This is a genomic window from Bradyrhizobium genosp. SA-3, assembly GCF_004212635.1.
In the GTDB taxonomy this organism is placed as follows: Bacteria; Pseudomonadota; Alphaproteobacteria; order Rhizobiales; family Xanthobacteraceae; genus Bradyrhizobium.
Window position 1 is genome coordinate 68,471 of the sequence record NZ_PSRT01000006.1, and the last position, 18,306, is coordinate 86,776.

16 protein-coding genes are annotated in these 18,306 nt (G+C 58.0%); 7 read left to right on the forward strand and 9 right to left on the reverse strand.

Features of this window, described 5'->3' with window-relative positions; genetic code table 11:
- Nucleotide 1 precedes the first annotated feature (1 nt).
- Both CWO91_RS03135 and CWO91_RS03140 read left to right on the forward strand, forming a co-directional pair.
- Nucleotides 2-1,309, forward strand: a complete 1,308-nt coding sequence (locus tag CWO91_RS03135; RefSeq protein ID WP_091882111.1) for an FAD-dependent oxidoreductase — start codon at nt 2-4, stop codon at nt 1,307-1,309.
- Between the two features lie 38 nt (nt 1,310-1,347).
- On the forward strand, nt 1,348-1,644 hold the full coding sequence (locus CWO91_RS03140) for a ferredoxin family protein (RefSeq protein WP_091881730.1): 297 nt from the start codon (nt 1,348-1,350) through the stop codon (nt 1,642-1,644).
- Between the two features lie 236 nt (nt 1,645-1,880).
- Here CWO91_RS03140 and CWO91_RS03145 read toward each other — a convergent pair whose 3' ends face one another.
- Both CWO91_RS03145 and CWO91_RS03150 read right to left on the reverse strand, forming a co-directional pair.
- The gene (locus CWO91_RS03145; RefSeq protein ID WP_091881733.1) at nt 1,881-2,429 is read right to left on the reverse strand and encodes a carboxymuconolactone decarboxylase family protein; all 549 of its coding nucleotides are present in this window, start codon (nt 2,427-2,429) and stop codon (nt 1,881-1,883) included.
- 8 nt (nt 2,430-2,437) lie between these two features.
- Nucleotides 2,438-2,992, reverse strand: coding sequence for a peroxiredoxin (locus CWO91_RS03150; RefSeq protein ID WP_091881736.1), 555 nt, complete (start codon nt 2,990-2,992; stop codon nt 2,438-2,440).
- 284 nt (nt 2,993-3,276) lie between these two features.
- Here CWO91_RS03150 and CWO91_RS03155 point away from each other — a divergent pair, with 284 nt between their 5' ends.
- A complete protein-coding gene (locus CWO91_RS03155; protein WP_349643560.1) occupies nt 3,277-3,786 on the forward strand; it encodes a Ulp1 family isopeptidase in 510 nt (169 codons plus the stop codon).
- Between the two features lie 123 nt (nt 3,787-3,909).
- Here CWO91_RS03155 and CWO91_RS03160 read toward each other — a convergent pair whose 3' ends face one another.
- From CWO91_RS03160 to CWO91_RS42665, 5 genes are all read right to left on the reverse strand, one after another.
- Complete coding sequence (locus CWO91_RS03160; RefSeq protein ID WP_245471104.1) at nt 3,910-4,587, reverse strand: DUF2478 domain-containing protein; 678 nt, start codon at nt 4,585-4,587, stop codon at nt 3,910-3,912.
- Nucleotides 4,584-5,765: a molybdenum ABC transporter ATP-binding protein gene (modC, locus tag CWO91_RS03165; RefSeq protein WP_130212190.1), complete on the reverse strand. Its 1,182-nt coding sequence runs from the start codon at nt 5,763-5,765 to the stop codon at nt 4,584-4,586. Before modC ends, CWO91_RS03160 begins: the two co-directional genes overlap by 4 nt.
- 34 nt (nt 5,766-5,799) lie before the next feature.
- Nucleotides 5,800-6,288: a hypothetical protein gene (locus CWO91_RS43990; protein ID WP_245471105.1), complete on the reverse strand. Its 489-nt coding sequence runs from the start codon at nt 6,286-6,288 to the stop codon at nt 5,800-5,802.
- Nucleotides 6,289-6,972: 684 nt separating this feature from the next.
- On the reverse strand, nt 6,973-8,043 hold the full coding sequence (locus tag CWO91_RS03175; RefSeq protein WP_208752975.1) for a cytochrome-c peroxidase: 1,071 nt from the start codon (nt 8,041-8,043) through the stop codon (nt 6,973-6,975).
- A gap of 683 nt (nt 8,044-8,726) precedes the next feature.
- On the reverse strand, nt 8,727-9,254 hold the full coding sequence (locus tag CWO91_RS42665; protein ID WP_165405200.1) for a hypothetical protein: 528 nt from the start codon (nt 9,252-9,254) through the stop codon (nt 8,727-8,729).
- A 646-nt stretch (nt 9,255-9,900) separates the two neighbouring features.
- Between CWO91_RS42665 and CWO91_RS42670 the strand changes: the two genes are divergently transcribed.
- The 3 genes from CWO91_RS42670 (at nt 9,901) to CWO91_RS03200 (ending at nt 14,897) form a co-directional block, all read left to right on the forward strand.
- Complete coding sequence (locus CWO91_RS42670) at nt 9,901-10,548, forward strand: hypothetical protein (protein WP_165405201.1); 648 nt, start codon at nt 9,901-9,903, stop codon at nt 10,546-10,548.
- A gap of 1,476 nt (nt 10,549-12,024) precedes the next feature.
- Nucleotides 12,025-12,270 carry a hypothetical protein gene (locus CWO91_RS03195; protein WP_245471106.1) on the forward strand — a complete coding sequence of 82 codons (246 nt, stop codon included), beginning with the start codon at nt 12,025-12,027 and terminating at the stop codon, nt 12,268-12,270.
- A gap of 794 nt (nt 12,271-13,064) precedes the next feature.
- A complete protein-coding gene (locus tag CWO91_RS03200) occupies nt 13,065-14,897 on the forward strand; it encodes an NEL-type E3 ubiquitin ligase domain-containing protein (RefSeq protein WP_130212192.1) in 1,833 nt (610 codons plus the stop codon).
- A gap of 271 nt (nt 14,898-15,168) precedes the next feature.
- On the opposite strand, the gene CWO91_RS03205 is transcribed toward CWO91_RS03200, so the two are convergent.
- Nucleotides 15,169-15,888 (reverse strand): hypothetical protein, encoded by a 720-nt coding sequence (locus CWO91_RS03205; protein WP_130212193.1) that lies wholly within the window; start codon nt 15,886-15,888, stop codon nt 15,169-15,171.
- 59 nt (nt 15,889-15,947) lie between these two features.
- The gene (locus tag CWO91_RS03210) at nt 15,948-16,697 is read right to left on the reverse strand and encodes a hypothetical protein (protein ID WP_130212194.1); all 750 of its coding nucleotides are present in this window, start codon (nt 16,695-16,697) and stop codon (nt 15,948-15,950) included.
- Between the two features lie 404 nt (nt 16,698-17,101).
- On the opposite strand from CWO91_RS03210, the gene CWO91_RS03215 reads away from it, so the two are divergent.
- The gene (locus CWO91_RS03215) at nt 17,102-17,326 is read left to right on the forward strand and encodes a hypothetical protein (protein WP_130212195.1); all 225 of its coding nucleotides are present in this window, start codon (nt 17,102-17,104) and stop codon (nt 17,324-17,326) included.
- Nucleotides 17,327-18,306: the final 980 nt, after the last annotated feature.

Sequence of the window (18,306 nt, forward strand, 5' to 3'; positions counted from 1 at the left end):
GATGATTGAAGAGAGATTCGATGCGATCGTGGTCGGAGCCGGTATGGCCGGCAACGCGGCGGCATTGACCATGGCCAAACGCGGCATGAAGGTGCTGCAGCTCGAGCGCGGCGAATATCCCGGATCGAAGAATGTGCAGGGCGCCATCCTCTATGCCGACATGATGGAAAAGCTCGTCCCCGAGTTTCGAGATGAGGCGCCGCTCGAACGTCACGTGATCGAACAGCGGTTCTGGATGATGGACGATCGCTCCCATGTCGGCATGCATTACCGTTCAGACGACTTCAACGAGGAACGGCCAAACCGCTACACGATTATACGCGCCCAGTTTGACAAATGGTTCTCTTCCAAGGTGCGGGAGGCTGGTGCGACTGTGCTGTGCGAGACGACGGTCACCGAGCTCGCACGGGACGAGCGTGAAAGGATCGTCGGTGTTCGTACAGATCGCCGAGACGGCGAAATACATGCCGATGTCGTCGTGCTGGCCGAAGGGGTCAATGGCCTGCTCGGGACGCGCGCGGGCCTGCGCGCGCGCCCGACGCCCGATAACGTTGCGCTCGCGGTGAAGGAGATGCACTTCTTGCCTCGCGAGACTATCGAGGCGCGCTTCAATCTCAAGGGCGATGAAGGCGTCGTGATCGAGGCGGCCGGTACCATTTCCCGCGGCATGACCGGAATGGGTTTCATCTACGCCAACAAAGAGTGCATTTCGCTCGGCATCGGTTGTCTCGTCGCCGACTTCCAGCGCACGGGTCAGACGCCCTACGGCTTGCTCGATCAATTCAAGAGGCATCCCTCTGTGGCGCCCCTGATAGCAGGGTCCGAAGTCAAGGAATATTCGGCGCATCTCATTCCTGAAGGCGGGTACAAGTCGATCCCGCAGCTTTATGGGGAAGGCTGGGTCGTAGTCGGCGATGCGGCCCAACTCAACAATGCCATTCATCGTGAGGGCTCCAATCTCGCGATGACTTCCGGCCGCATCGCCGCCGAAGCGATAGGTTTGGTGAAATCGCGCGGCGAGCCGATGAGTGCAACAAATCTGTCGATCTACAAGAAGATGCTGGACGACTCCTTCGTGATCAAAGATCTAAAGAAGTACAAGGATTTGCCGCCCCTGATGCATACCCACTCACAAAACTTCTTTCTCACCTATCCGCAGCTCATCTCCAAGGCGATGCAAAACTTTGTGCGCGTCGATGGTACGCCCAAGGCTGAGAAGGAGAAGGCGACCCTGAAATCCTTTGTCAAGGCGCGGTCATGGGCAGGTTTGTTCGGCGATGCTTGTCGTTTTGCCCGGGCCTGGCGCTGACCGCAAAAGTGTGAAGTCCAACAATGGAAGGCCAAAGCATGAATGTCGAACCCTCAATGCGCGTCGAAGACAAGCTGTATTATAACCGCTATCTTGTCGACGTCGGTCACCCTCACGTCAAGGTCCGCGCGCACACGACGCCGTCGCCGCAGCTACTTGCACTTTTGAAAGCCTGTCCCGCGCGATGCTACGAGCTCAACGACGATGGCCAGGTTGAGATAACTGTCGACGGGTGCATCGAGTGCGGCACCTGCCGCGTGATCGCCGAGCCAACCGGCGATATCCAGTGGAGTTATCCGCGTGGCGGATATGGGGTGCTGTTCAAGTTTGGGTGAGGATGAGGTGAATGTGCAGCGGAAGGCGCTCGCTCGAACCGACCTTAGAATCTCACCGCATCGTTCGCGCACTTTCGCCTCTGGCGCGGTGCGTGAAAATTTGAGCTAGGCACGCTTCAAAGGTGATGTCACGCAAGAGGTGCCTTGCGGGTATGACGCCCGTCAGGGACCCGAAAAGCACTGGTGTGGTGCCGCTGCGTGGCGCCACAACGATCGGCCGGATGGCGGAGGAGGAACTAGGCCGTCGCCTGGGTGGGGCTCGGCCCGGTGGCCTCGATTGCGGTCGCCACTGATTGCACGATTGCAGCAGTGCGCACGGCGGTCTGTATCACTTCGGAGCTAACGCCCGCGGCTCGCAGGGTCTTCTCGTGGGCATCGATACAAGCACCGCAGCCGTTTATGGCGGAAACCGCAAGCGACCACAGCTCGAAATCTGACCTATCAACACCAGGGCTTCCGATCACGTTCATACGCAACCGTGGTGGCATCGTCTTGTAGTCCGGGTTAGAGGCGAGGTGAACGAATCGGTAGTAGACGTTGTTCATCGCCATCACCGAGGCAGCGGATTTCGCCGCAGCAATCGCCACAGGCGTCATCACGGCGACCGCAGCCGATTCGATTGCGGCAATTACGGCTGCATTGCGGGTGGCGATCGCGCTCGCCAGCAGCAGCCCATATTGTCGCTGCGGCGAGAGCGTCTCATCGGCCACCAAGGACGTCAGATTGAGCCTGACGTCCTTGGCGAAATCGGGAATCGTTTTGCTCAGCTGTTCAATCGACGACATGCTGCGCCTCAAGCAACCTTCAGGGTTTCGCCGCCGATTTCGCGGTTGCATGGACAGAGCTCGTCTGTTTGCAGCGCGTCCAGAACGCGGAGCGTGTCCTTAGGACTGCGCCCGACATTGAGATTGGTCGCATAGACGTGCTGGATCGTGTTTTGGGGGTCAACAATAAAGGTGTAACGATAGGCAACCCCTTCGGGTGAACGCACGCCAAGACCATCGACGAGCGTTCCCTTTGTGTCGGCAAACTGCCAGATTGGTAGATTGTGCAGGTCGACATGTGAGCGCCGCCAAGCGAGCTTGCAGAACTCGTTGTCAGTCGAACCACCCAGCACAACCGCATCGCGGTCGGCGAATTCCTTGGAAAGCCGAGCAAATTCAGCAATCTCGGTCGGGCAGACGAAGGTAAAATCCTTGGGATAGAAGAAGATGATCTTCCACTTTTCTGGAAAGCTCGTTTCGGTCAGCGTCTCGAATGCACTCTGTCCTTCTTCTTCCTGCGCTTGAAAGCCGGGCTTCACGCCTGTGATTTCGAACGGCGGCAACTGACTTCCAATTCCGAGCATGCTGTCCTCACAAAGTTGCTTTTTGTAGATCGTGACCTCACTGGTGAAGCAAACTATATGCCATCCGTTCTCAGGATTGGAATTGTCGCAACGAAGCCAGCCCAGCGGCTTGGTACAGGCATGCTCGCGCGCTTGGAGCGTCGATCAGCACTAAGTTGACAGTCGTCTGGAGCACACACAAAAAGTCATGAGAACACTCGACCTTTGTGCGACCGCCAGCGGGCGGGTGCTCGGAGCCAGGGCCTGGCTGGGCGACGAGCAATATCCAGCGGGACTGCGAGCTCGTGTCGCAGGAGTTGCAGGGAAGCAATCCCAACCTCGCCGCCCGGATACGGTTTGTAGATCCTCTCATGGCCTTTCGGGTGGGCCAGGGTACTGAGGCCGACGCGCTCCGCGCATTCCATCGCATTGTCGATGATCGGAATGGGAATGATACAGCCGACTTCCTGTTCTTGCCGATGAACGATGCCAGCGCTACGGACCTCAATCACCGCGGCTCCCATTGGTCGCTGCTGCTGGTGGACCGCCGCGATCGCAACAATCCCGTTGCTTACCACTACGACTCCTCCAAGGGGCACAATGATAGCCCTGCAGCAATGCTCGCACAACGCGTGGGGGCCAACCTGCAAAACGCCCCCATACGCCAACAGAGGAACGGCTACGATTGCGGTGTCTTTGTGCTCGACGGTACGCGGGCGCTGGCCAGGCGGTTGGCGGGAAGACGGCAGCCAGACCTGAACCTTAGCAATCTCGTCGGCGACCGGCAGGCACTGCAGAACCGACTGAGGGGTTGATGTCGGCTTGAACTGGTTAGCGCGCGCAGCTGGTTGAACTGCGACGTCTCGCCATTGAACGTCCGCAATCGGCACGTTCGCAAGGCATCACGGTGGCACAGAGCGTGGGAGCGGCCGCCAGAGCTAAGGCTGTTTTCGGAGGCGGGGAAGGAATCTGATGGGCGATTTCGGAGTCGACTTGCTCGACAGTCTCACTGTCGTCATCAAGCCGTCCGGTATCGTCGTCCCCAAATAACCGCAGCTGGGGCTGAAGGCCCCGCTGCGCGCCACGCGCGTTGAGATATCGCACCACCACTGCTCCAAGAATTGACGATCACAAGGCAGCAGCGTGCCAACGCCCGCGGTGAAGGTTCGCCAGTCGGCAAGGCATTTCTTCGGAACGGCTGTCAGGACTGGTACGCCTCGGGTGATCGCGTCAACGAATTCGGCGCGCAGGCCCCGGCCAGCTGCTTCTTGTTTGGCGAATTTGCTGATCACGAGGAGATCGATCTTGTTGCGAAGTGCCTGGGAAACGACAGCTGCGGCCTCGGCAAGCCCATTTGTATCGAGATTACAGGACATAGCTCCGCTGCTGAGTGGCTGAGAAATCGAGATCTCTTGTCCCGTCGCAACGTCGATTGCGAGCATGATGTGCGTGCCATTTGCGCGCCTCGAGTGTCGCTGCACGATGCCGCCGATGCGTACGCCTTGCTGGGCGATATCCTGAGCGAAATCGGCCAGTAGCCTATCGACATCATCTTTTGGACGGTAGAGAATTGCCCCCACACTATACGGATCTATCTCATCCACATTATCGATCACGGCCGGGATCCTGTTGATGTGTTTCTCGTATCGGGGCATAGCTGTCGAACGTTCTCATGCGGATGTGGCGGGCGTTGCAAGCAACCGGTCGGCAGCCCGAGCGGAACGGCGCGCGCGACCTCCGCGAATACGTCCGCTCCATTGCTGAGCCGTAGCGCATCAAAGGAGCGGCGCGTGATGCGCGCCAAAAGCGGCACGCCAGAACGGCCAGTTTCAAGAGTCAGAATCAAGGTGACCTCAGCCTCGTCGAACGGCAAAGAGGCTTTGATGCGTGCCGGAAATACATTGAGGATAGAGCTTGCGCGCGGGGACTCGCACGCAATGCTGACGTCGCCGGCTGCGATGCGCAGCCGCAGCTGCGCGCCCGGTCTAAGCGGCGCTCCAGGTATCAGAAGGCGCGCCCCCTTGAGGCGGAGCATGATCAGCCCATAGCGTCCGTCATAGCCGCCGACCACGGTATCAAGACAGACTGCCGCTTCGCCGCGCCTGGCAAGCGCCGGGCCGCTCTGAACGACATTGAGGGGCCCGGCCGCAGTCACGACGCCATCTTTCATCATGACAAGATGATCGGCAAAACGCTCGATATCCGCGATGTCATGGCTGATATAGACCATCGGCAATGGGAGCTTTTCCCGCATGCGCTCGAGAAATGGCAGGATCTCGCATTTTGCGGAGCGATCGAGCACAATGAGTGGATCGTCCAGCAAAAGTAGCCGAGGCTGGCCTAACAGCGCGTTGCCAATGGCAAGTCGCTGTCGCTCGGCCGCGGAAAGATGTGATGGCGAACGCTCGAGCAGTGGCGCCAAGGCGAGCAATTCGACCACACCATCAAAATCGATCAGTGTCGGTGTCGATTTTGACGCGTTGTATAGAAGGGTGCGCCGTACAGACCAATGAGAAAGAAGAATTGGTGGCTGGAATACATATGCGACGGGACGCAGATGATGCGGTCGAAACGTCGTCTCATCCTGCCAAATCTCTCCATCGACCGCACAAAATCCGTTCGGCAGACGCTGCACGCCAGCGATGCAGCGCGCGAGTGTGGTCTTGCCGCACCCGGGCGGACCAAAAATCGCTGTGACGCCTTTGGCTGGTAGGCCGAATTGCGCATGTAGCGGAATGTTTACGAGAGAGCCCTTGAACGTAACCTCAATATAGTCCGTTTTTGCTTCTTTCATGAACCTGCGCCTGTGCTGTATCTTCCAGTCCAAGTCACGAGCACAATCGCTGCAATGGAGATGATGGCCATACTTGCGACAATCCAGTCTGTGCCGCTCCAGCACGGCGTCTCTGCTCACGTGAGGGCATAAGGTGCGGCGGCGGACTGCAGATCGGTGTTAAGACCAGAGGCTTGTTGAGCATCTCCGCGCCGCGCGCATCGTGACAATCGGACGCTGCGCGGTGCGCTTGCCAATGAGAGGCAAAGCGCCTTTCCAGCAGCGCGAGGGTCTCAGCCTGGTTGGCCGGGCCGAGGGCTTCTGCTGAATGTCCAAATGGCGCGGCTTGAGAGGTTTGACGGTAAAGATGTCGGCTCACGCCAGAACTGAATACTGGCTCGGGGCCGGAAATCCGCATCAAGGATCCCACAGCTTTCATAGCCGATTTGAAGTTTGCGCCGGTCGTCATAGTCATGGCCTCTGCATTCTCGGGTGCGAGCAGCATCAAAGCCAGATCGATCAGGATGAATCGGATAAGCCTCATTGGAACTCCGGCTCCGCCGCGACCGCTTCCTTCGCGGCAACTGATTGATCCCTACCCAGCAATCCGCGTGCCGTTTCAAGGAATATCTGCGCGGCTAGCGGCAAGGGGAGGCTTTGTATCGGGCTCCACCCGGCGTCTTAAATCGCCGCATCTTATTGTAGGGCTTTGGACGCTCGCGTCACCAACCGCACATGCGGGAGCTACGAGATGGAAGCCGAGGATGACCCATCGCCTCTCGCATTGGAGATGGTCCTTTGGCGAACATGCGGCCGTAAAACTCGTCAATGATGCACAAGTCCATGCCATCCGATTTGGCGAACCTTCCGATGTGCGCGGAGGAGAAGGTCGGCTGCCGGGCGCTTGGAAAAAGGGCTGATGTGAGATGATATGCTGCGCCCTCGAGCTACGGGAGAGCGTCTTCCTCGCAGCACCGGTTGCGGGCGCATTTCAGGGCGCGCGGGCCTTTCGTTGCAACGCGAGGTGACCCAGGAGTGAGCTGCCCAGGATAGATAATTTGACAGGCCCCTAAGGAATTCTTGCGTCAGCGACGAACGGGTTGGGACTCGAGGCTCGCAATTTGGGCCTGCTGAATGCTCCAGCTTGGACCGCGACATCGCCTGATTTCGCTGCGGCAGCGCTATCTTCCTCGCTAATCACAAGGTAGCTTGTCGCTATCGTGAAGGCCTATTTGTCTAAGGAGGGCTTTGGGGTTGCAGTGGTGCGCGTGGGCAGTATCGGGTAATCGATCTTTGGCAGCTGCCCGGTGAGCGAATTCAGAAAGGCGACAATCTCGTCAGTTTCTTCATCGCTGAGCTTTGCGCCAAGCTGAACCTCACTCATCACGCCAACCGCTTGCTTAAGACTCCAAACCTGACCAGAATGAAAGTAGGGCGGGCGCAATGCGACGTTGCGCAATGGCGCCGAACGGAAAACATACTCATCGCCGAGATCCTTGGTGACGGCAAAACGACCCTTGTCCTCCCTCGGAAGCAGGCTTTCGGCGGGCCTTTCAATGACGCCGAACGGGAAGTAATCCTGTCCACCGACGTTGATTCCGTTGTGGCAAGAGGAGCATCCCTTTTCGATGAATAGCTTTAGCCCGGCTTTCTGCTGATCGCTGAGAGCATATTCATCGCCCTCGAGGTACTGATCGAAGGGGGCGGCGGGAGTAATCAAGGTCGCCTCGAAAGCCTCGATGGCCTTGGCGAAATTTTCAAACGTAACTGGCGCCGCATCGTTGGGAAAAGCCTTACTGAACATAAGGACATAATCGGTCATTGAATTCAATGTTCTGAGCACGTGATCGGGCGTCGCATTCATTTCGACGCTGGCCTGGACGGGGCCTGCGGCCTGCGCCTTAAGATCCGCCGCGCGCCCATCCCAGAACTGCGCCACGTTGAAGACCGCGTTATAGACTGTTGGCGCACGACGTGACCCCAGCTGCCAGCGATGACCAATCGACGTCGGGCCGGCATCTACCCCGCCCGTCCCAAGATTATGACACGAGTTGCAGCTAATAACCCCGCTCGCCGATAGCCTCGGATCGAAGAACAAGGATTTGCCAAGTGTAACCTTTTCATGGGTGATAGGATTGCCCTTCACCGCTGGAACGATTGAGGGAATCGGCTTGAAAATCCGCTTGGCGGCCCTCATCAAATCCTCATTGGCGCCTGCTGCTGGCGAAACCAGAATGGCTGCGGCCACAACACTTAACCTGCCGGCCAAGGAAAGCTCGCGTACCGCTAATTTGCTCATGTGAAGTCTCGCTTTTGTTCTAGATCGTGGAATCGCGAACATAACGCGCGGTCCGCGTCCGTCCGCAGAAAGACCTGCAGCAGTCAACGACGAATGGTGTCTTCCGTGTTTCCGGCTAGGCTGCACCCAGGCTGACGCGCTGCCGGTGTTAGTAGCAACGGGCGTGCCAGCGGGGCTCAAGGTCGAAGCTGCTGAGCTGGTTTCAAGCAATTGCTCACCGTGAATAGCAGCAGGCGGCTTGAGGCTGTCGAATCGACGGTACGTGACAGCTGCGACAATCACCATCCAGCCACGGTATCCTGGCCTGTCGGTCCAAACCTCTGTGCTTCTCGGAAATCCATCGTACCGAACTCTTTGACTCTGCAGGTCAGCTGGTTGGGACCGCGAACAAAGCGAGCTGCGTCGACGCAGCTTGTCGCTGATCGTCTCGATGCCCTTTGAGCCTTCAACCCCACACTAGGCTGAGCATCATCCACCAACATCGGTGACGTTCCTCCCCGGGGGCGGCCGGTCAGGCGTGCAGTTGTCGGGAGTTCGTCCTACTGCCCCCAATGTGGCTATGCCCGGCTCAGAACGTATTCACACATGGCGGACGCTCAAAGTGCTTGAATCGGCCGTAGCGTCAGGTTGTAGGCATTGCGAAGCAGAACGCCATATTGGGAGCCAGCATCGCCACACAAGCGCTAAACGGCCGATCGCTCTTGTATCTCGGTCTTCGCAATGAGCGTGTTGCGCATGGCGGGACGATGATTCAGGAGGCCGTAATCATTGCGGCTGCCCTGCAACAGCGCGACCGCGGCTGCCGAGGCGCCCAATCCGGTACACAGATTACGCTCGCGGGGCAAAGAATAATAGTGATGGATATGCGGCTGAAGACAGGTTTGGTGAATCAAGAGCGACGAATGGGCTGGACTTGCAATGCGCATCGCTGTGCAGCCGCCCTCGTCGCGATCGCGATCGCAGCCACGTGGTGCACAGGACACGCTCGCGCGCGAGATCGGCGGGCCGAGCAAGTCTTGATGTCGTGCAGACCAGACGTGATCCGCTTCTGTGACCGCTTTACAGGGCGTAGCGATGTGGACGTGGCCATGTTTTGTCTTAGGGACAATTTCAAGAACTTGCGCGGCGAATGCCGCCGCATGATGCCAACCGCGGCGGAGAGAAACGACGGACCGAGACGGCGTCTCAACAGGCTTCCGGTCGTCCTCCATCGAGAGTGAGGCGTCCGAGTGGTAGTTGCAGAAATCGAGCGACGGTGAGGTTCAGACTGACGGGCGCCGGAGTTTGGCCAGCTTGGTGGCCGAAAGTCGATCGGGCTGAAGCATCAGCCTGCCGAGCCGCAGTTCATCTATCAGGGGGACTGAGCTCTGTGAATCGATTGGCCTCGATCAGCGATCGATAGTGCGCCCACGCGTGTTACGAGGTTGTAATGCGCTCTGAACTTCGATTTCGTACTGCAGCAGTTGCGCTTTATTCAGCGCTGCAGCCATTCGCCGACTTTGAGGCCATCGTGAGATTGCCATCGGCTCGCTGTAACTGGTCGGAAGGACAATCTGCGTAGACTGTGGCGGTTACGGCCGGACATCTGCAGGAATCCGTGCTGCCCATCAATCTATGGCGTTGTGGTCGACAACCAAGCATTTTCCGGCAGGTGGCTAAATCGCCTATAACTGGCAAAGATCGCCGGAATGTTAGCGTTGGAGGTTTGTTCGATCGCGTCTTCCTCAGATTTCTCAGCTGGGGATTAGCTTGGTCTCGACTGCCGGGCTCAAGGTACAGATAGAGCTAGGAAACCTCTTTTGTTAGCCGCCCATCGACTTCCCGAAGGAACCGCTTGATGCCATTGCGGCGTTCTCGATGGGCGCTTCAGGCGAGTCGCTTCGCCCGATCGTGATGCTCTTGGCCGAATACACCTTAGGGCTCAAGGTCAAAGGAAACGCCGTCGACAAGAGCCGTTCAAAGGCAGAAAGCTGTTCAAGCAGACGCTTCTCAACGGCCTTGCGCTCCGCGCCAGGTAGGTCCCTTTTAAGGAATCGACGGCAGCGCCAGATTTCGTTCCGCAGCCATCTGATCTCACTTAATGTATCATCAATTGAAGTCATCACAGATGTAGATCACTTCGTCCCTGGAGTATCAAGCATGGCGATCGTCATCGAGCGGCCATTCCTTGGCTCCGCATTCCTGCCGAATAATTGCATCCGGGGACTTGCGACTTCCGCCCGTTCTTTCGGCGAGCAGTTCGATGTATGCAACTCTTATCAATCAATATCACCCTACACCGCGCGTGTGACGAGAAATCGCGGCAGATCCTCGCGTTTTCACGGCGCTGCGATCGTGTGCCTTGCACAATTCCTGCGCTCCACAGGATTGATTGGTGCGCGAACAAAAACCGAGAACCGGAGAGCAGTCAAATCCATGTCCGACACGCGGACGGCTCAAGCAGGAGCTATTAACGCACAACGCATGTCCCCATGGTCGATGGCAGCGGAATTTGCAAGCGTTTGACGGCTTTGTTGCCTGTTCAGGCTGGGCGCGACCTGACTTGGGACACAGCTCGCGCCTCGGAACGTAGCGATGTCGAGCTCTAGCGGCCCAAGCCGCGTAAAGCGGTGGCGGCTTCATTGCGATCGCCTCCTCTCTGATGCTGGCCAGTCCCGCGGTGCTACCGGGCATTCGCAATCGCTTACCCGATAAATAATTTATGGGCGAGGTGGACCTCATCAACAACATGGGAAAGCCATGGGGGCGATTGTTGAGGAAGGCGAGCCAGCCTGACTGCGATCCTCGGCACGCGGCACCCAATCAAAGAAACGCACGCGCCGGGGTTGGGATCTTGGCAATCCGAGGCAAATGTCGGCTAGACGCACTGTCGAGCCAAATGAGCATTCCACGGACAATCATTGCTATCGACATCCGGCTGTGCACGGTCGGCCTCAGAAGACCGATTTAATAGCTTGAATCTCACGCTGCGACAGGTTGTAGGCTTGCTGATGCGTAAAAGATAAAGGCCCGCTTGGCAGGCGTTGATGGCGCATCGCAAAATGGAGATCGAGGGGGCGGCCTGCTGATTGCCAGCTTTTGGACGATGGCCAGGAAAGCCATTTGCACCGTCGGCACGGGGCGCCGGGCCAGCCATTGTCAAGTACACTGACTAGTTGGAGTCGCGAAATGGCATGGATGATGGAATGATACAGGCAGCAAAATATGGCTGACCCCAGCCGTAATCGCGTTCTTAGCGGTCCAGCGAAAGCGCGCTGGGTGAACCGCCCGCGCTCGCAAGCAAGTACTCCAACGGAATAGACGGTTCATATCCGGCCAGAGGCGATGACCGGCAGGACTGATGGCCGCACAGAGCCCTGCGGTGAAAGCTCGGAAGGTCTTATGTCCTTTTCAAACCAGCCTCACGAGGGCGCTAGGCGAAATCGATCGCGCCAGCGACATCCTTGAATTCTCAACAGTGGTGTTCACGCACGACAAGCAAATGCGTCGATCATTCGGTGTTCCAGCAAAAGGCGACGGTTGAGTTTCAATCTAGATTTCTGCCGAGTTTCGAGGAAAGCGTCCGCGCCGGAAGATCGTGGGGCGACGCCACGACTTGCAACGCGTTGAGCCGAAAGGCCGGAGGTCAGGCCGGCCGGGACGTTTGCGAGAGAATAGTTTCTCGTGTATCGCAACTTGACGACGTTCTGATTGGGAAGGTCGGAATTAGGGAAGCTTTCCATATTTGCAGCATCATTCGGTCGGCACTCCAAAAGAGCGGAATGCCGCTGTGGAGCTATCAGAATCGTGCAACTCACGGCTAAGCCGTACGCCCTGAGGAGAAGCGGTCCGAGCAGTGAGGTAACCGACCAAATAAATCTCTCGATTGCAGCGTTCAACGGGCATGAAGCTGTCGAAGATCACTATCCTTCGCAGCGACACTCTCGCGATGTGGTGGCCAAAGATTACAGAACTGAACAAAAAAATCAGAAGGACTAGGTCTTGAGCCAGGCGGAGAATGACGTCGTCGAGCACATGCTCTCGTCATTGACGATCAGCTTGTTGCAGAATCGTATCGCGCCCTCTGACGAGCAGGTGATGCATCATTTTGGGTTAGCCTGCGAGAGAGCGGGACTGATCGCGACGGAGGAGATAGCAATACGGATCTTGAAACGTGTTTCACGCGAGATCAACGAGGCACAGTCGATGCTCGAGTTCATTGGTCGCGGCGCGGATCGACTACATTGAGCTCGACATACAGAAGCTCTGTGTCGCACCAGTCCAGATGCAGCTGTTCGATCATTCAGTCGAACGCGTAAGGGTCAAGTGCCGCCTCATCAGCGCTTGCCCGTCGAGATGTGCGACGGTGAGCCGAGGGGCAGTCCGGTCTTCGTGGCCGATGTCAAAATGGCTGGGAACTCGTCATCGGAGAAATTTAGCGAGCCCGTGTTGTTAACATCGGGTGCGCGCCGCGTCTCGTAGCCAAGGCCGAGCGGCGTTAGGCGCGATGGGCTGCAAGCTCAGCTATATAGCGTAAGCGTTTGAACGCAGGGGGAAGTGGGGCCGCCTCGCCGCAAGCGACAGCAAAGTTGCCGGCCTAAGCGTCCCGCTGCCGGCGTGCCGGCACCCGGCACCAGTCGGCCCAGCTCGAAGTGATTCGTCTGCGGAGCGCTGAGCCTAAGCTTGAGAAATTGATGGGGGCCGTCAGTTTCCTCGCTCCGCGGTCCGTCAGCTTATCGACAGCTGGCTCTCGTATCATGAACGTCGCTGCGCGCTGGCAGGTCCGGCTCAACGGGCGGCGATCTGGCAGGGGACACCAGGATAGACTCCAATATCAACCGATCCACGAGCGAGACTTCGCCTGGGTTCGCTACACCCTCTGAAGTTACTCGGTAGCACTCGCAGCAGCGTATTCGCGCCAGCAGTGCGTGAGACCTCATTGCAGTTAGCCGGTGGAGCGTCATCCATGGCGGGGGTTACCGGTTCTAAGATGCGCCGCCCCGGCGCGTTCGCTTCATTTTGCTACCGAAGAGACGACATCGATGAATGCAGAACAGCTTGGTGCTGGTACTCCTTCCGCAACTTCCGATTCGGAAAGCTCCGAACCGGGCTCTCCGGCCGCATCGCAGTGGGGAGAGGCCTTGACGGACGTGCAGGCGTCCGCCGCCGAGGCGGCTGCCTCGCAGGACGAGGTGTTGGCGGACTGGGCTGCCGAAGACGGGCAGGGGCAACATGAGGATCGGCAACAGGCGGTAAGTCGAACGAGGGCTTGGCGGGGCACGGGTGATCTCAATGAGCCGCTAGATCTGTCGTCTCTGTCCCTGACCGCCTTGTCGGCGTCCATTCTGGCCGGGTTGCGCCGCCTGAATGTCGACGACAATCAGCTCGACAGCCTGCCCGAGACCCTTCCGGCGAGCCTCCAACGGCTCTACGCCAGCAACAATCGGCTGACCAGCCTACCCGAGCTTCCACCTGGCCTGCGGCGGCTCTATGCCATCAGCAATGGGCTGACGCGCCTGCCCGCAGAGCTGCCGCCGGGATTGCGGCGGCTGAATGTCGACAACAATCAGCTGACCAGCCTGCCCGAACCCCTTCCAGCAACGCTTCAGGAGTTGGACGCTAGCGGTAACCGCCTGACCCACCTGCCCGAGCTTCCAGCCGGGCTCCAGCGTCTGAACGTCGACTACAATCAGCTGACGAACCTGCCCGAGCCTCTTCCGGCCGAGCTCGAATGGCTCAGCGCCAGCCACAACCGGCTGACCAGCCTACCTGAGACGGTCCCGCCCGAGCTGCTGTGGCTCGGTGCCAGCAACAACCAGCTGACCAGCGTGCCCGAGACCCTGCTGACGCAGCTAAGCCGTGACTCGAGTGTTGATCTGGAGAATAATCCGCTCGCCGATTGGGTGCAGGCCGGCCTGGCAACAGCGATGCATGCCGGAAACTATGCCGGCCCGCAGGTTTTCTTCTCGACCGCGGATGGAGCGGTGGAAGTTCAGCCGCGGTCCCTGCAAGAGGTTGCCGCGGACTGGCTCGAGGGCGAGCCCACGGCAATGGCGACTTGGCAGCACTTCGCCCATGAAGCGGGGGCCGCGGACTATGCACGCTTCCTCGACAGGCTCCGGGGCACCGTGAGCTATGGCAACGAGACGTTCCGCCAAGCCGTCGCCGAAGATTTGCGGCAGGCAGCCGTCAGGCCGCGTTTGCGCAAGCAATATTTCGAGTTGGCTTCGGGAGCGAACGAGAGCTGCGAAGATCGCATTACTTTGGCCTGGAACGGCATGCAGACCGCACGCCTGAACGCTGATGTCGAGGACGGCGTCTATGACGGGCGACTGGGCGAACTGCTCCAACACGGCCGCGTCATGTTTCGCTTGGAAGCGCTGGACGGAATCGCGCGCGAGAGGGTCAACTCGCTTCGTCGTGCCGATCCCGACGCGGACGTCGATGAAATCGAGGTCTACCTTGCCTACCAGACCCAGCTGCGCGACCCGCTCGAGCTGCGGCACATCGCTCCCGACATGCGCTTCATGAACGTCTCTCACGTGACCGAGGACGATGTGGCCAGCGCCGAGGCATCGGTGCGGAATCAGGAAGCGGCGGAATTTCCGGACTATCTGGCAACGCGCTGGCAACCGTGGGAAAGCGTGATGAGGCGCATCGCGCCCGAAGATTATGCTGCCATGCAGGAGCGGCTCGTCGACGCGATGGGCGAAGAGTTTCAAACCCGTCTGAATCGCCGACTGGCCGAGGAAGGTTTGACAGGCGTTGCCGATGCCGAGCGGGTGCTCGGAGCCCAGATCCGAAACGAGATCGCCCGCGAGATCAAAAGCGCGGTCATGCACCAGGTGCTCGGGAAACTCGGCCTTGATCTATGAGCCTCCTGTGATGGAAGGGCCCGTCGATCCGCCTAGCCGCCAAGGTGAAGACAGTCATCGATCCTTTCGAGGACGGGCGTGTCTACATGAGCCATTCGGCGAATGAGCTGCCGTCAATTGCCGGTCGCGTGGTCCGTGCGGACGACCACGGTAAAGATGCGCAATCCACCTGAAGATTCGTATACCGCAATTCATGCGTTCGCGTCCCGTTGAGAGCGCCATTGAAGACTACTCATAAGCCGGACGAATAGATGGCGAGCAGATCGGAATCTCAAGTAGCCCTTGTGCAACGTAGGCTGTCGATATCCGTCCCCCGAGATCGATAGGACTTTCGCAGCATCACACTCGAATCCAGATCGCGAAACATGCTGTAATTCCGTCGGATCCATTGATGCAGCTCGGTGGACCAGTCCTTCTCGTTGCGCAGATATCCGGTGAAGGAAAAGCTAATTCGGTCTATATATCTCTTGAGGAACAGCGGAAGCGCGGGAATCCGAAGCACCCGCTCGCCATCCATCGCTTCAGGTAATCCGCCGCGCAGCACGAATTCATTGTGGACGGTGACCAGCGACCCCGGCGGAATTCGCCGCCGCAGCATTTCGTAACCGCGAAAGGAGATGCGGTCAGCGCCCGCAACGAAGAGGATGATAGGGGCGACATAGCAGCGCGCCGTCTCCTTCATGAAGCCGATCTCCTCGCACATCTTGAAGAATTCGTCGAAGGCGTGAAAGCCGAGATCGATTACCTTGGGTACCCGATCGTGGATGACAAGAGGGTCCATCAGCTGCATCTTGCCGTAAGTATCGATCACATCCGCGGTCTCCGTGATGTTGGGGAGGTAGTCGAGCAATGATGGCTCTTTCAAGTTGACATCAAATGACAGAACTGTGCCGTTTTTCAGCAGCAAGAACTCGCTCATGGCCCGAGCGATGAGAGTTTTACCGACCTGCGGGCTAGGAGAGCAGATGATGTAGATGGGGGTCGCTAACATAGCCAGCAGATCAATTTCGTTTCGTACGTGGGCCCGACCTGAGCTCGCCGAATATGCGACTACTTCTCGCCGACCCGGGTGGCGGACTTGGCGCCGGCCAGTTCCGTCAAGTTGATGCGATCAAATTCGCTCCAGACATTTGCCAGCCAGTGCCGGACATAGCCGCGCAGCACGAAGGAGTTGTTCGCGGGCTCATCGTTGCGACCCTTGTTTGCGACGAAGTCTATGAATGGGACGGATGCGACTTCCACCTGCTCATAGGCCATCTCGTTAAGCTTCGGTATGACCAACTCAGTCGCATGTTTGATGCGGTGAAAATAGGAATTGTATGTCGCTTGATCCCACTGGAAGAATTGAGTGTCGTTGATGAAGTTCTTGACCAGGTAGTACTTTGCGCCGCTCATGAAGGTCGCGGTTTCCGCGATCTCGTCTAGCGAAGCGATGGATGATCCCAGGATATGGAACACGGCAAACGTAATCTGGCCAGACCGCGCCGAGTCCAGAAATCCGATGTCGCGCAAGGAAGCCAGCGCAGAGGACAGTAAGCCTGCGCGAGCATCGATGACAGTGACGGACAGCCCTGAGTTCAGGGTATCGAAGATCTTCATCTGATCCGCCGTCGTCGTCATGTCAACTATCTCGGTGATCTCGGGATAAAAGCGCTTCAGCGTTCCCCTCGGCGACTCCGTGTCGAATGCGCGTGTTTGCACATTGTTGACGCTGAAGTAGTCCAGTAGCGTTCGTGATACGGTCGTCTTGCCGACTCCTCCCTTGTCCGCACCGACCACAATTACAACTGGCTTCACCATGGAAATCTCCTGAGACACTCGCTATTGCCGCGCGCAAAGTGCGCAACCGGCGCGTCTCTGCTTTGGGTGCGAACATGGCAGAAAGAAGGGGCAATGAATCTTCGATGCGAGAGCTCTGCAACCGATGAATGTTTTCAACATCAAGCGAGTGACGTCCTTGGATCGCAACGACGATGCAGGCCGAGAATGGGGAGTAAATCACTTGTACTGGTGATCTACGTGAGGTTTGTGGGCGGCTGGAATGCGCGCCGCCAAGAACCACGGTCTGCCTGTGGTGATCGGCGATTGCCATAGGTCATCTATTGCTGCCGCTATCTAGATTGGCATGAAGCGAGCGAATCTTACGTAGCGTCAGATTGCGAGCTCGGTGGAAGCGCAATCGAGGCGGTGCTACGCGTCCGACTATGGTTTGGCAGATCATCAAAGGTCTGCCGGATCAGATCGTCGTCTTTTCGGCAGACAGCGAAGTGGCTGGTCAATTACTGAGAGATGACCCTGAACGACCGAAATCTCACTCTGCTGAAGAATATCGAGATATGCGAGCGCTGATGCTGACGGAAATAGCAAGCATGCATCTGTTCGCGCCGAGGCGAGACTATCGTGTCATGGAGAACAAGATCGAAAGGTGAGCAGGGCGCGCCGGCCGACGGCGGTGGCGAAGCGATATCGAGGACTCTCCGTCGTCGGCGTCGAGCGATCGGGACGATCTTTGTCTTGGGCACAGAGTTCGCCGATGAGGCGACGTGGTGCAGGTCGAGAAGAATCTGCAGGGAATGAACGATGGTCTGGCGCCTGTGCGCTCTCGCTGGGCCGCTTCCTTGGGTGCGGCAGACGGTGTACATTACCGTTTTAAAGCGCCCACTCTGACCACTCTTTCGATTTGAGGCAAGCCCGCCTGAAATGGGGTGCGAGGTGCGCGTCCAGTTCTCGTTTCTTCTGGTCGGTCGCGCTTTAGATAATTGGTCTGCATACTCGGCCTCGGCGTAAAGCTACATCATGCTCACCTTCATATCCTTCATGGGACAACTACCGAAGCTTGTTAGGCATCCCCTAGAGCTGCGCTCTAGGGGGCATCGATCCCGCTGGCGCCACGGTACGAACGCCAGCCGACCAGGGTAACGCAACTCGAGCACAACTGAATGCGACTAAGGCGGATACTTACTGCAACAATCGAGGCAGGCGTGGAAAACAGGAAGTGTCGACCTCATTGCTGCCGCCGAAGGCCGCCGAAAGTAGCGATCCCCTTCCGCCGCGAAGAGCTCCGATCCGGCGATTGCTGGTCAGGCCGGAAATGAAAAGAATTAAGAACAAGCCATTTGGTAAGCGGTTATTTCCACGTCTGTGCCATTCCCCCAATGGCACGACCACAGTGGAAGCTCTGCCTCAGCGTATCGCCCTCTGAGGCCGTTTTTCTTGGTGATAGCTCTATTTTTGCAATTCGCTACCTGAAGACTTCAAGCCGGACTACCGCCTTGTTTGGCAAAGCGATTGAGCAAAAGCGGCACTCGAGCGGCCGCGTGGTAACTGCCCGATGATCGAATATCTCCGCGAGCTAAAGGCGGGTGGCTAGACGCACTCTGCGCGCAACAGGGAGGCGCTTGCTAAGCGC

Coding starts and splice junctions, on each gene's coding strand:
- CWO91_RS03175 (WP_208752975.1), bottom strand. CDS start 8,043: ATGAGCAAATTAGCGGTACGCGAGCTTTCCTTGGCCGGCAGGTTAAGT.
- CWO91_RS42670 (WP_165405201.1), top strand. CDS start 9,901: ATGGGCGCTTCAGGCGAGTCGCTTCGCCCGATCGTGATGCTCTTGGCC.
- CWO91_RS03200 (WP_130212192.1), top strand. CDS start 13,065: ATGAATGCAGAACAGCTTGGTGCTGGTACTCCTTCCGCAACTTCCGAT.
- CWO91_RS03140 (WP_091881730.1), top strand. CDS start 1,348: ATGAATGTCGAACCCTCAATGCGCGTCGAAGACAAGCTGTATTATAAC.
- CWO91_RS03145 (WP_091881733.1), bottom strand. CDS start 2,429: ATGTCGTCGATTGAACAGCTGAGCAAAACGATTCCCGATTTCGCCAAG.
- CWO91_RS43990 (WP_245471105.1), bottom strand. CDS start 6,288: ATGAGGCTTATCCGATTCATCCTGATCGATCTGGCTTTGATGCTGCTC.
- CWO91_RS03205 (WP_130212193.1), bottom strand. CDS start 15,888: ATGTTAGCGACCCCCATCTACATCATCTGCTCTCCTAGCCCGCAGGTC.
- CWO91_RS03215 (WP_130212195.1), top strand. CDS start 17,102: ATGGTTTGGCAGATCATCAAAGGTCTGCCGGATCAGATCGTCGTCTTT.
- CWO91_RS42665 (WP_165405200.1), bottom strand. CDS start 9,254: ATGGAGGACGACCGGAAGCCTGTTGAGACGCCGTCTCGGTCCGTCGTT.
- CWO91_RS03210 (WP_130212194.1), bottom strand. CDS start 16,697: ATGGTGAAGCCAGTTGTAATTGTGGTCGGTGCGGACAAGGGAGGAGTC.
- modC (WP_130212190.1), bottom strand. CDS start 5,765: ATGAAAGAAGCAAAAACGGACTATATTGAGGTTACGTTCAAGGGCTCT.
- CWO91_RS03150 (WP_091881736.1), bottom strand. CDS start 2,992: ATGCTCGGAATTGGAAGTCAGTTGCCGCCGTTCGAAATCACAGGCGTG.
- CWO91_RS03135 (WP_091882111.1), top strand. CDS start 2: ATGATTGAAGAGAGATTCGATGCGATCGTGGTCGGAGCCGGTATGGCC.